This is a genomic window from Streptomyces sp. NBC_00358 (genome assembly GCF_036099295.1).
Taxonomy (GTDB): domain Bacteria; phylum Actinomycetota; class Actinomycetes; order Streptomycetales; family Streptomycetaceae; genus Streptomyces.
Genome location: NZ_CP107976.1, coordinates 8875350 through 8888178 on the forward strand (window position 1 = coordinate 8875350; position 12829 = coordinate 8888178).

The following is a 12829-nucleotide window of genomic DNA, read 5'->3' on the forward strand; positions in this document are numbered from 1 at the left end:
TACGTCAGCGGCGGCGTCCCCGCCGCACCTTGAGCTCCTCGAACCGGGGCCCGCCGCCCTCCTGGACCTGCTGCCAGGCCCGGCGGTACAGGTCCGCGGCCGGCTCGGTCGGCACGATCACGGCCAGCAGCGCCTCCTCGCCGCTCAGCAGACCGTCGAACAGCAGCCGTTTCCACTGCTCCAGCGGGACGCGCGGAGCTCTCGGCTCCACCCAGCCACCGGGCAGGAACAACGAACGCCCGGCCCTGGTGCGGTTGGCCTCCACCACCAGCTCCGTGGCGGCCAGTTCGGCACGGGCCGCCTTGAGGCGGGCCGGCTTCCACCCCGTCCAACGGGCCGTCATCCGGTCGGTCGGATCGGGCATGGCGAGCAGCATCAGATAGAGCGTCGCCGCGTCCTCGCCGATGCCGTACTCCTTGGCGGCCTCGGTCACCAGCTCCGGTACCGAGCGGCCCGGGTCCTGCGGCCACCAGGTGCCGTCCGTGCCCCGCTCGCCCGCACGAGGATCGCCCGGGTCGCCGAGCAGGGCCGCGAAGCGGGCGGAGCGGGCCAGCCGCAGTGCCACCTCGACCTGGTAGGGGCGTTGCCCGTCGACACGCAGTGCGGGCAGGTACGGGTCCTGGCCCGCCTCGTCGAGCAGGGCGACGCGGATGGCGGGGGAGGGCTGGTCGTCGTGCGTGGCGAGGACCACGGCACCGTAGCGCTCGAAGCCCTTGCCGACCTCGGTCGGTGCGCCCGCGGTCTTCCGGAAGGCGGGGAGGCCGATGTACTGCCCGAGGTCGAGCATCAGCCCGGGGTGGGCCAGCCGGTCCCGCACGGCGCCGAGCGCGTCCGGCAGCGCGGCGCGGACCGGATCTCCGGCGGGCAGCCGATGGGCGAGCCAGGCGGCGAGGCCGATGGCGCCGACCAGCGTCGGTCCGTCGAATCCGGCCGACTCCCTGTCGAGGGGCTTGACCCGGTCGCCGTCGACCGCCCACTCCAGGTCACGGGTGAGCCTGGGCTCACCGGCCGGGTCCAGCAGCGCGGGCAGCGCCTCGCGTACGTTCCACCGGCCGTGCTTGAACGCGCGTACGGCGTCGCTGAGCAGCTCCTCGGGAACGGCCGCACGCCGTCCCATCCTGCGGTTCCAGACCCCGGCCGCGGCGGCCCAGTCCGGTCCCTCGGTCCACAGACGGGCGGGCTCGGAGGGCAGCAGCGCGGCGACGACCTCGGCACGGATCGCCGGATCGACGTCGCCCAGCTCGTCCTTGGCGACCGCGGCCGGGGCGGCCTTCACCCCGATGGCATCCCGTGCCTGCGGGGTCAGGAACGTCCGCTCATAGGCGTCGACGCGCGGCAGGCCGGCCACGATCAGCCGGGCCATGGTCTCGGTGACCCCCGTCAGACGTGCGAACTCCTCGGCGGCGCGCGGGAACCAGGGTGCCGGTCCGCGCGCGGCCAGCTCGGTGAGGAACGCGCCGAGGCGGCCCGCGTGCCCGTCCTCACCCAGCGGGGCCGAAGCCCGGAGCGTGTAGGGCCGCGGCGTCTCGAAACGCCCGGCCGGATCGTGGAAGTACCCGGTGAACACACAGCCGTCGTCATCCTGCGAGGTACGCCCCAGAAGCGCCACGAAGGAACCACCGCCCAGAGGCAGCAATCCGTTCCACGCGCCCTCGCGCCACGCGCCCGACGGGGTGCGCAGCGGCCCGGCCTCCACGTGCAGGTCCACCTTGCGCCAGTGCGCGGACTCGGCGCCCGGCACCAGGCCCAGGGCGTCGAACTCGGCGAGCAGTGCGTGCAGCGCCTCACGGTGGTCCTCGGAGGTGGTGCCGGCGGCCGCCCGGAAGGCCAGGGCGGTGACGCGGTCGAGCAGGGTCTCCAGGCCGGGCTGTCCGACGGGAAGCCGGCGTCCGTCGAGATGGAGGCGCGCGGCCGGTCCCGCCGGCACGGTGGGGTCGGCGGGTCGGGCCGCCCGCTTCATCTCGCGCAGGTTACGGAACACGGTGTCGGTCTCCGTGTCGCGGTTCCACCAGGAGCGGGTGGTACCGCCGAGGCCGTTCACCGCGTCGAGGAGCACGGTGTCCGGTGGCCCGGCCGGGCCCTCGTCCCGCAGATCCCCGTCGAGGGCCTGGGTGAGCCTGGCGGCCGCCGCGTCCAGGACGGTCTGCTGACCGGCCGCGTGGCGTACGACTCCGGCGATCCCCGCGACCAGCGCGGCGTGCGTGACCGGGAGCAGGGAACGGATGGCGCCGGGCAGCACCTCCTTGTCCTCGTGGGCCGCGGCGACCAGCAGGGCGGCCGTCGTGTCGCGGTCGATGTGCCGCAGCGACTCGGAGCCCCTCGGATCGCGGGCCGTCAGGCACTCCCAGTACTGCACCGGCGGCAGCAGCAGCGAGCCCTCGCCGAAGGCACCGGGCGCACGGTCGGTCTTGGCCACCGAGGTGACGACGCCGTCCGTGTCCACGATGGCGAGCTGCCAGCTTGTGCGGACGACGGCCCGCGCCTCGTCGGCTCCGGGGAAGACGACGAGCGTGGCGGGACGGCCCGCGTCCGCGGGCACGGTGACGGTGTGTCCGGACACATCCTGGGCGCGCTGGGAGCCGTCGGGCAGCCGCACCACGCGCAGACCGACCCGCCCGTCCACGGGCGCGCAGGCCGGCGCGGCCCCGGTGCTCGGCGAGGGATGCAGTCGGCCCTCCTCGAAACGGCTGCCCGCAGGGGCGTCACGCAGCGCGTCCGCGAGGAAGGCGGGCCTGCTCATACGCCCCCGCTCACCCGTCACCGGGTCGAACTCGTACCAGCCGTGCGCCTGATGGTCCTCGCCCTCCGCATGCCACACCCAGTACGAGACTCCGTCGCACAGCAGGTGCCGCTCCGGGGGCACGGTGGTGTCCCCGGCATGCAGGACACCGCCGCCGGTGGTCCGGCCGCCGCCCGGCAGGGACAGCGTGACCGGCATGTCGCCCCGGTACCAGTCCATCTTGGTGCCCCGGGTCCTCCGGGCGCCTTCCATGGACCGGGTGCTGTCGGCGCGGGTGTGCCAGTAGCCGCGCAGGCCCTCGGTACGGTCGTTCCAGTAGACGAGGAGCTCTCCGTCCACATGGTGGAAGCCGGGGTCGCCCCAACTGCTGTTCGCCGGGATCCGCAGGTCGTGGGTGAGGAGCGTGCCCTCGGCGTTGATCACCCGGACCTGGGCGGCGCCGGCGACGATGAGGTCGGGCCAGGCGTCGGCGACGATCACATCCTCGATGTCGGCCTTGGGAACCAAGGTGGCCACCGCGTCCTCCCAGGCGGGCCAGCCGAGTTCGTCGAACAGCCCGGCCCGCAGCGTGCGCGCCAGTACCGGCGCGAGGTCGGTTCCAGCGGCCTCACGCACCGCGTCCTCGGCCAGCGCGAGCGCCTCGGCGGGCAGCCACTTCAGCCGGGAGAGCGCTTCGGGCAGTTGGGGCAGACCGACCGCGGTGAACCGCCGTACGACGGTACGCACCCAGTCCGCCAACAGCGGGCTGCCGCCCGGCGAAGCCGCCAGGAGCCGGATCGCCCGCAGCGAGTGGTCGTCGTTGCCGAACCGGTCCGCGCCCCGCTGGAAGGCCGCGTGGAAGCGGGTGTCGGCGGCCAGCGACAGCAGGTCACGGTGCCCCTCGCCGGGGGACCACTGGGTCAGCGGCAGAGCCTTGTTCTGCTGCGGGGTGGCCACCGGAACATCCAGGGACAGCAGCAGGTCGATCAGGTCGACGTCGTAAATGACATTCAACTCACCACCGGAATGGCCGAGTTCGGCACGCAGCCGGTCCGCCGTCCGTTCCACCAACGGGTACAGCTCGGCCATGCGAGTGCCGGCGTGCACCGAGCGGGCCCGCTCCCGGTAGGCCAGGAAGCGCGCCAGCCAGCCCGCCGCACCGTCATGCGGCCGCTGCTCCTCGGGCAGCGAGGCATCCCACAGTCCGGCCGTCGCACCCGAGGCCTCCAGCAGCCCCAGCCACATCGCCGGCATCTCGGAGTCGTGGCCCGCGGGGATCAGATCGAGCAGGCTGCCCCGCACGCGCGGCTCGCGCTCGGCCAGCGCCACCAGCGCCATACGGTGGCCCTTCCACCAGCCCGCCGCCGCGCGCAGAGTCGCCGGCAGGCCGAGCAGCTCGGCCAGGTACTCCTGCTCGACGAGGTTCGCGTCCCGGCCGGCGGCCCGGGCCAGCTTCCGCAGGTCGTTCGCCATCTGCGCCGACGGCGGCAGCCCACCCGCCGTGCGGCGCAGGCACAACCGGGTGAACCGCCGCAGTGCCTCCTCGGCAGGCACGCGCGCCGCGAGTTCCCTGGCGTAGGCCGACAGCACCTTCACCGGCAGCGCCCCCGCCAGCGCGAACTCCAGGAACACGGCGTCCAGCCGCTCCTCCTGGACCGCCAGCCCGTGCTCCGCCTCGGCCCTGCGGGCGCGGGTGAACAACTGGGCCGCGTACGTGGCGTTCTCCTCCGCCAGGAACACGCGCCCGGCCTGCTCGTAGAACGTCGGCAGGAAGTGCGGCACCGAGGCCGCCAGCCGCTCGCCGAGTTCCACGAAGGCGTCCATGGCCGCCTTCGGACGGGACTTGGCCTGCCGGGCCGCCCGCTCCAGGTCCGGCACGACGCCCAGCGCGTGATGTCCGTCCTTCGGGTGGTGCACCAGCACCCACTCCGGAAAGCCCAGCGACTGACGCAGTCCGATCCCGACCACGGCGGGCTCGGTGTCCTGCTCCAGGCCGAGGAATCCGGCGGCCAGGTCCTCCGCAGCCCCCAGCTCGCCTGCGACCAGCCGCACCACCACCCGGTCTTCCAGGCCCGGGTGACGGTACGTCCGTGCCGTCAGCGGCACCCCGCGCTCCCCGGCGTCCTCCGTGTCGGGCGGCAGCACCGCGCCCGCCGTCAGCAGTTCCCCGTACGACACCTGCGTCCCCCCGCTCATGCGTTCTTGCCCTCCTCGATGACGCGGCCGGCATACAGTGCCGCGGCCATCCGCATCCCCTCCGACCAGGCGACCGGACCCACCTCGCGCAGCGGCAGGGCACGGCCGTCCTGGTCCTGCCAGGTGAGAGCGCCCGTCTCGACCCCGCCCTCCCAGTACGGCTCGCCGATCCACACGCAGGCCTCGACGGTCCGTCCGCCGTCCCGCACCCGGGCGGTGGCGTAACCACCGGACACGCGGTAGCCGAGCGAACTCGCGCGTGCGGCGAGCGCGAAGCGGGAGCGGAAGGAGCCCCCGCTGAACTCCCGTATCTCGGTCGACTTGGCGTCGAGGGCCTCCGGCCGGCGCCACAGCGCCCGGTGGATCTGCTCGACGCGCTGGACCATGCCCAGTTCAGCCGCGAACTCCCGCAGGTCGTCGAGGTCCGGCAGCAGGACGGGGTGCGGCAGCGTGACCGTACGCGGGGCCATCCGGACGGTCTCGCCGTCCAGGTTCACCAGCCGCAGCTCACCGGCGTCGGTGGCGCCGCGCAGGAAACCCACCTCGTCAGGGTCGTCGCCGACCACGGCCAGATCGCGCAGCGCGGACTGCCAGGCCTCGTCGGGCCAGACCCGGGCCAGCAGTCCGGTGGGCACGGGCAGCGACGACACCATCCACGCGTCGACCTGCGCGACACAGGCCGCGGCGTGCCGGTCCAGCCACTCGGCGAACCGTCGCAGCCGGTCCACCTCCGGGTGGTCCCTGAGCCCACGGGGGAGCGACTTCAACTGCCGTCCCGCCGCCCGGCCCGAGGTGGCACGCGCCGCCACCCGCCCCTCCACAAGGGCGACTTCATACCCGTCACCCGCCGACAGCCACCCCACGAGCCACAGCCTTCCGCGTCGAGAACACAGCATTGAGAGCACAGTTCAGCCAGGTCAGTACGTCCCGGGCCGAGTGCGACTATGCGTTGAACGCTAGCGGCGGCCACTGACAATCGGTCCCGGCGCCCCCACAGGCCCCGAACCGGGCACCGGAGCCTCGGCCATCAGCGGGGGAGCACGCCCGCCGCGCGGGTGCCGGTCAGCGGCCCGGTTCGACCGGGCTGCCGTCCCTTGACGCAGCCGAGGCCGACGGGCCGAGTCCGCCGATATCCTGCGTGACGTGATCAACTCCTTTGCGAGTCCTGACGATGCCGAGGTCGCCATAGCCGCCGCGTGCGCGGGCGCGGACGTGGTGCGCGGCCTGTACGGCCAACGGCTCACCCGCGTCGACAAGGGCGGCGGCGACTTCGCCACCGCCGCCGACGTGGAGGCCGAGAACGCGATCCTCGGGGTGCTGCGGGCCGCCCGGCCCGATGACGCCGTGCTCGGCGAGGAGAGCGGGCCGCAGGGCGTCGTCGGTGCCGCGCGGCAGTGGTTGGTCGATCCGTTGTGCGGCACGCTGAACTACGCCGCAGGCACCATGCTGGTGGCGGTCAACGTGGCGCTGCGCGGTGGTGCCGCGGCGGTGGCCGACCCCTTCACCGGCGAGGTCTTCTTCACCGAGGGCGAGAACGCCTGGCTCCGGCACGACGGCGCCGACGCCCGGCTGGAACCCACGTCCGCCACCCGGCTCGTGGACGTCAATCTGGACCCCCCGTTCCCCGGCGCGCCCGGCTTCCGCGCTGTCGGCCTGCTGGCCCGGCCCGACTTCGTGGAACGGTTCCGGCCCCGGGTCGTGTCCACGACGCTGGCCCTGGCCTGGGTCGCCTCCGGCAGGCGTGCCGCGTACGTGACGGACGGCGGCGACCTGTCCGGGAGTGTGCACTTCGCCGCCGGGATCGCCTTGTGCGAGGCCGCCGGCTGCGTGGTCACAGGGATCGACGGCGCCCCGGTCGGGCAGACGGCTCGCGGACTCGTGGCCGCCGCCGACGCCGAGACCCACGCGCTGCTGATGTCGATGATCAGAAGCGGAAACGGGCACCACTGACACCGACGGCGGTGACAAGCAGCGGGCGACGGCTTCGACGACTTGGGGTGACCGGGATGCTGACGGGGATCGTGATCGACGCGCTGGATGTCACGCGCATGGAGCGCTTCTGGTCCGAGGCGACCCGGGGCCTGACGGGCGGCCTGCGGTTGCGGTTCGTGCCTACCGCGAAGCCGAAGGCCGCCCTCAAGAACCGGCTCCATCTCGACCTGGCGGGGGGACAGGACTGGGAGACCGAGGTGGCGCGCCTGCTCGCACTCGGCGCGACGCCTGCCGACATCGGCCAGGGTGACGTTCCTTGGGACGTGCTGGCCGATCCGGAGGGCAACGAATTCTGCGTGCTGCGCCCCGGACACCCCGGCGTGCTCGCCGACTCCGGCCTGGTCGCGATCTGTCTCGACGTAGCCGAGGAGGACCGCCGTGAACAACTGGCCCTCTGGCAGTCCGAGGCCGACTGGCACCTGGTCGAGTCCCACGACTGGGGCGTCCGGCTGCGCCACGGGCCCACCAGCACGGTCTCGCTCGTGATGGGCCCGCCCGCTGCGTCGAAGCCGGCACGGAACAGACTGCGGCTGGAAGTCACCCGTCTTGCCGGGGAACCGGGCGAGTTCCTCGACGCGGGCGGCAACGAGTTCCACGTCACTCGCTGACCCCCGCTTCCACGGCCTGATCCGCCGCCGGCGGGCGTGACACCGGACGGCGTACGCCACCCACGACCAGCCCGGTCGCGCTCGTTGCGCGGCTGTGGGCCGTGGGCTGTGGGCTGTCGGCTGCGCGGCCGACGCCCTTGAAGGCGAAGCTGAGCACCGACGCCCGTTACGTCCCGGCCGGCGTCAGATGCCGCGAGCGTCCGCGAGGATGCAGGCCTGCTCCATCATGCGAGTGGGTTCGCGGCCGGTGCCCCAGGCGTCGTTGAAGGAGGGCACCGACTCCACGTGGGGGCCGAACCGTCTGCGGATCGCCTCCAGCAGCACCTCCAGGGCCTGGGACTCCAGATGCCGATCGCCGCTGGATTCCATGCGGATGGCGCCTTGGGAACAGAGGCTCCCGTCCTCGTCGACGAGCGCTCCCGCGCACCACCCGTCCTCCCGCAGCCGCAGGTGGGCACGGTGCAGGAGTGAGGCCACGGGCGTGGAGTACGGGCTGGGGGCCGGCGGCGGCGCGGTGGGCGTCAGGGGGGCTGCGATGTCGGACCAGTCGACGGGGGTGGTCCCGATGTGCGCGGTGTTGACCTCGTAGGCGACCGCCGCCAGCGCGAGCCGGGCGTCCATGTCCTCCTTGACGGCGGCCATACGGGCCTCCAGATCCGGTGCGGGACGCCCCACCGGCCTCGTACCGACGGGTGGGACGCCGCCGGGGGACGCGACGGGAGCTTGTCCGACGGCGGTGCGCGTGGAGGGCTGCATGGTTGATGGATTCCTCGCGCACGGGTGTGCCCAGCGCCGCCAAACGGGCGGTACTGGAAGGATTGCCTGGACGGTTCGCCCGGCACCGACACGGACACCGGCAGTGACACCGGCACCAGCACCGGGATGAGCTGTCGGGCCCCGGAACTCGGCTCTGGCGCGCCCGCTACCGCGCGAGGATGCTTCCGTGTGCGAGGGCGTGGACGCGCCGAACGGTCCCGCGCAAGAGAGCGGGCCTACGGTGACCGCGTTCGCGCCGCTGTGGCCGGCGACTGGTGAGGGGACGTCACATGAGGATCATCGTCACGGGTGCGTCAGGGTTCCTCGGACGCCTGCTCGTCGGGCGCCTGTTGCGGACACGGACGTTCGGCGGTGCGCCGATCACCCGACTGGTGCTCGCCGACCGGGTCCTGGACCCCGCACTCCAGTTCGCGGGCGACCCGCTCGTGGAGGTGGTCCACGGCGATCTGACCGACCGCCTCGCTGACCTGTTCGACCGGCCGGTCGATGCGGTGTTCCATCTCGCGGCCGCGGTGTCGGCCGCGTGCGAGGCGGACTTCGATCTCGGGATGAGCGCCAATGTGGACACCACGCGTGCGTTGCTGGAGGCGGCTCGGGCCCGTTCACGGGCCGGCGGACCGGTGCCGCGGGTGCTGTTCGCCAGCAGCCTGGCCGTGTACGGCTCCGACCCGGCGCTGCCCCCGCCGCCCGTCATCAGCGAGACGACGGTGCCTCTGCCCCAGTCGAGTTACGGAACGCAGAAGCTCGTCTGTGAGCAACTGATCGCGGACTACACCCGCCGCGGCTTCGTCGACGGACGCGTCGCCCGCCTGATGACCGTCGTGGTGCGGCCCGGCGCACCGAACGCGGCCGCCTCGGGATTCCTTTCCGGCATCATCCGCGAACCGCTCGCCCGACTCCCCGCAGCCTGCCCCGTGGACCCCCGACTGCAGGTGGCCGTGGCCTCGCCGCGACGCACCATCGAGGGGATCCTGCGGGTCGCCCAGGCCGAGCGCGGTACCGGACCGGGACGCCTGGAGGGCCGACTGCCCGTCAACCTGCCGGCGCTCACGGTCCGCGTCGCCGAGATGCTCGCCACGCTGCGGCAGGTGGCGGGCGCGGCCACCGCCGCTCTGGTGACCCTCGCACCCGACCCCGCGATCGAGGCCGTCGTCGGCTCGTGGCCGGCAGTCTTCGACAATCGCCGCGCCGCCGCGCTCGGTCTGGAGCCTGATGGGAGTTTTCTGTCCGTGGTCCAGGACTACCTCACCGATCACCCTGCCGCGGTGACCGTCGATCTGCCTCGCGGCGCAGGGTGACACCGCCCTGGTGACTGCGTGGGCGCATGCTGTGGTGCGCGTGGACTCTGGACACCCGGACATGGCCGTGCTGTCATGTCCGCGGCACCATTTCCAACGTTGTAGAAGGCCGCAGGACGTCCCGCGCCCGGGGCGGAGGCCGCACAACGGTATGTGGATGAGCCGGCGTTGCCCGACAGCGGGAGACAACGTTGTCGGGCGGCACGTCGACCCCTTTCGGAAGGCAGGTCACCTGCGATGTCATTGAGCAGACGGAGAGTCCTCGGGATCGGCTCCAGCGCGCTGGGGGCCGTGGCGCTCGGAGCATCCCTCGCGGGAACGGCGGCCGCGGCGGCCCGCTCGCGAGCCGAGACGCAGTCGCCCGACAGCTTTCAGAAGCTGCCGCCCGGAAGCGTGGTCGCCCGTGGCTGGCTCGCCGGCCAACTCCGGTTGCAGCTCAACGGTTTGTGCGGCACGTACGAAGGCGTCTCGCACTTCCTCGACTTCTCCACCACCGGCTGGGTGCATCCCGAGCGCGACGCCTGGGAGGAGGTGCCGTACTGGCTGCGCGGCTACATACCGCTGGCGATCGCCACGGGGGACGCGCACGCCCTGACGCGAGCGCGCGAGTGGGTGGACGGGGTGCTCGCCACCCAGCAGAGCGACGGGTTCTTCGGGCCGCGCGCCTTACGCACGGCGCTCAACGGCGGACCCGACTTCTGGCCGTTCCTGCCTCTCCTCCAGGCTCTGCGAACACATGAGGAGTACACCCACGATCAGCGGGTCGTGCCGTTCCTGATCCGTTTCCTCACCTACATGAACGCCCAGGGGCCGGGCGCCTTCAACAGCAGCTGGGTTTCCTACCGTTGGGGCGACGGTCTCGACATCGTCGTGTGGCTCTACCGTCGTACGGGCGAGGCGTTCCTGCTCGATCTCGCCACCAAGATGCACACCTACGGCGCCGACTGGACGGGCGCCACCCCGAGCCGGCACAACGTGAACATCGCCCAGGGCTTCCGGGAGCCGGCCCAGTACGCCCAACTCACCGGCTCGGCCGACCTCACCCAGGCCACGTACCGCGCCTATGACTCCGTGATGAACACCTACGGGCGGTTCCCCGGCGGCGGGTTGGCGGGCGACGAGAACTACCGGCCCGGTTTCGGAGACCCGCGGCAGGGCTTCGAGACCTGCGGCATCGTCGAATTCATGGCCAGCCACGAGCTGTTGACGCGGATCACCGGGGACCCGGTCTGGGCCGACCGCTGCGAGGACCTGGCCTTCAACATGCTCCCGGCCTCCCTGGACCCGGACGGCAGGTCCGTTCACTACATCACCAGCGCCAACAGCATCGACCTCGACAACCGTCCCAAGACGCAAGGGCAGTTCCAGAACGGCTTCGCCATGCAGGCCTTCCAGGCCGGCATCGACCAGTACCGGTGCTGTCCCCACAACTACGGTATGGGCTGGCCGTACTTCACCGAGGAACTCTGGCTCACCGGCGCCGACGGCGGTCTCGTCGCAGCCCTCTACGCTCCGAGCACGGTCCGGGCCACGGTGGCGGGCGGAACGACGGTCACCGTGACCGAGGAGACGGGCTATCCCTTCGAGGACACGGTCACCCTCACCGTCTCGACGCCGCAGCCCGTGCGCTTCCCCCTGCAACTGCGTGTGCCCGGCTGGTGCCAGGGTCCCCGACTGCAGGTCGACGGCAGCGCGGTCGCCGTCTCGGACGGTCCGTCCTGGGCGCGGGTGGACCGCACCTGGCGCGACGGCGATGTCGTGCGTCTGCAGTTGCCTCAGCAGGCCCGGCTGCGGCCCTGGCCCGGCCAGCGCGGCGCGGTCAGCGTCGAACGCGGCCCACTCGCCTACTCGTTGAAGATCGGTGAACGGTACGACCGTTTCGCGGGAGACGGGATCTTCCCCGCCTACGAGGTTCACGCGACCACCGGTTGGAACTACGGCCTGGTCCCGGAGACCCCGCTGACCCCTGCACGGGCCGGTACCGTCGTCCCGGACCAGCCCTTCACGCCCGGCACCACGCCGCTGTACATCTCGGCACAGGCCCGGAAGATCCAGGAGTGGATCGCGGACGACGAACACGTCGTCGCACCGTTGCAGGACAGCCCCGCCCGCAGCGACGCACCGGTGGAGACGGTCACCCTCATCCCGATGGGTGCCGCGCGACTGCGCGTCACGTCGTTCCCCACGGCGGCACCGGACGGCCGGTCCTGGACGCCGGAGCCGCCCTTCCGCAGACTCGCCAACAAGAACAGCGGCAAGGTCCTCGCCGTCGACGGGATGTCGACCGAGAACAGCGCGCGCGTCGTGCAGTACGACAACACCGGGACGGGCGACCACGCCTGGCAGCTCGTCGACAAGGGCAACGGCTGGAATCTGATCCGCAACGGAAACAGCGGCAAGGTGCTTGGGGTCGACCACATGTCCATGGACAACAGCGCGATCGTCGTGCAGTTCGAGGACAACGGTACGGACGATCACTTGTGGACCCTCGTCGACAACGGCGACGGCTGGTACCGCGTCCGCAACAAGAACAGCGGAAAAGTCCTCGGCGTGGACCGCATGTCCACCCAGAACAGCGCGCAGGTCGTGCAGTTCGACGACAACGGTACGGCCGACCACCTGTGGCGGTTCCTGTGAGTGCCTGAGGTTCAGTCGAAGAGGGCCACGAGCCCGTTCACCCAGATCGCGAGGAACGCGACGACCGCCACGACGCGTCCAGCCCCGGCCAGGAATCCCGCGAAGGCACCTCTCTTGCCTTCCGGTTCCCGGCCGGTCGGCGCCGAGTCCCAGTCGACGGGATGTCCCAGGGCATCGGAGCAGGCTGCTCGTACGGCTGCGAGTTGTTCTCCGGCGAAGGCCGTCCCGGCGAGCGACTCAGGACCACGCCAGGCAAGCGCGCGCATGCGCTGATGCGCGGTGCGGAACCGCGACTCGAAGGCCGCGGTCTCCGCCGCGTCCCGGTCCGCTTCGAGGTACATCCAGCGGCCCGCCTCCGCGGGCTCTCCGTACAGCCGGTACGTCTCGGCCAGGCGGCGCCGAAGGTTCAGGTCGTTCGGGAAGGACGACACCAGCCCGCGCAGGCGCTGGCGCGCGACGGGGACCCGGCCTGCGGCCAGGTCCGCGTCGATTCGGGCAAGGGTGTCTCTGAGCGGCATAGGCGCATGATCGGTCATGGAGGGGACCGCCGTCGACCCGGTTTCGGTGCTCGGGCTCGCTCGCTTGCTCGCTCCGGTGAACCT

The 12829-nt window shown here is 72.3% G+C and carries 8 protein-coding genes; 4 read left to right on the forward strand and 4 right to left on the reverse strand.

Going from position 1 to position 12829, the window contains the following annotated elements; all coding sequences use genetic code 11:
• Window positions 1-4 precede the first annotated feature (4 nt).
• Together OHT01_RS38020 and OHT01_RS38025 are read right to left on the reverse strand one after the other, a co-directional pair.
• Window positions 5-4915: a DNA-binding protein gene (locus OHT01_RS38020; protein WP_328557663.1), complete on the reverse strand. Its 4911-nt coding sequence runs from the start codon at window positions 4913-4915 to the stop codon at window positions 5-7.
• The gene (locus OHT01_RS38025; protein WP_328557664.1) at window positions 4912-5778 is read right to left on the reverse strand and encodes a DUF4132 domain-containing protein; all 867 of its coding nucleotides are present in this window, start codon (window positions 5776-5778) and stop codon (window positions 4912-4914) included. Before OHT01_RS38025 ends, OHT01_RS38020 begins: the two co-directional genes overlap by 4 nt.
• Before the next feature lie 280 nt (window positions 5779-6058).
• On the opposite strand from OHT01_RS38025, the gene OHT01_RS38030 reads away from it, so the two are divergent.
• On the forward strand, window positions 6059-6865 hold the full coding sequence (locus tag OHT01_RS38030) for an inositol monophosphatase family protein (protein ID WP_328557665.1): 807 nt from the start codon (window positions 6059-6061) through the stop codon (window positions 6863-6865).
• 56 nt (window positions 6866-6921) lie between these two features.
• Window positions 6922-7515 (forward strand): VOC family protein, encoded by a 594-nt coding sequence (locus OHT01_RS38035; protein WP_328557666.1) that lies wholly within the window; start codon window positions 6922-6924, stop codon window positions 7513-7515.
• Window positions 7516-7698: 183 nt separating this feature from the next.
• On the opposite strand, the gene OHT01_RS38040 is transcribed toward OHT01_RS38035, so the two are convergent.
• Entirely contained in the window at window positions 7699-8271 is a 573-nt protein-coding gene (locus OHT01_RS38040) for a DUF6197 family protein (protein WP_328557667.1), read from the reverse strand.
• A 290-nt stretch (window positions 8272-8561) separates the two neighbouring features.
• On the opposite strand from OHT01_RS38040, the gene denD reads away from it, so the two are divergent.
• Together denD and OHT01_RS38050 are read left to right on the forward strand one after the other, a co-directional pair.
• A complete protein-coding gene (gene denD / locus OHT01_RS38045) occupies window positions 8562-9590 on the forward strand; it encodes a D-erythronate dehydrogenase (RefSeq protein ID WP_328557668.1) in 1029 nt (342 codons plus the stop codon).
• A 237-nt stretch (window positions 9591-9827) separates the two neighbouring features.
• The gene (locus OHT01_RS38050) at window positions 9828-12227 is read left to right on the forward strand and encodes a beta-L-arabinofuranosidase domain-containing protein (RefSeq protein ID WP_328557669.1); all 2400 of its coding nucleotides are present in this window, start codon (window positions 9828-9830) and stop codon (window positions 12225-12227) included.
• Window positions 12228-12238: 11 nt separating this feature from the next.
• On the opposite strand, the gene OHT01_RS38055 is transcribed toward OHT01_RS38050, so the two are convergent.
• Window positions 12239-12745 (reverse strand): DUF6584 family protein, encoded by a 507-nt coding sequence (locus OHT01_RS38055; protein ID WP_328557670.1) that lies wholly within the window; start codon window positions 12743-12745, stop codon window positions 12239-12241.
• Between the last annotated feature and the right edge of the window lie 84 nt (window positions 12746-12829).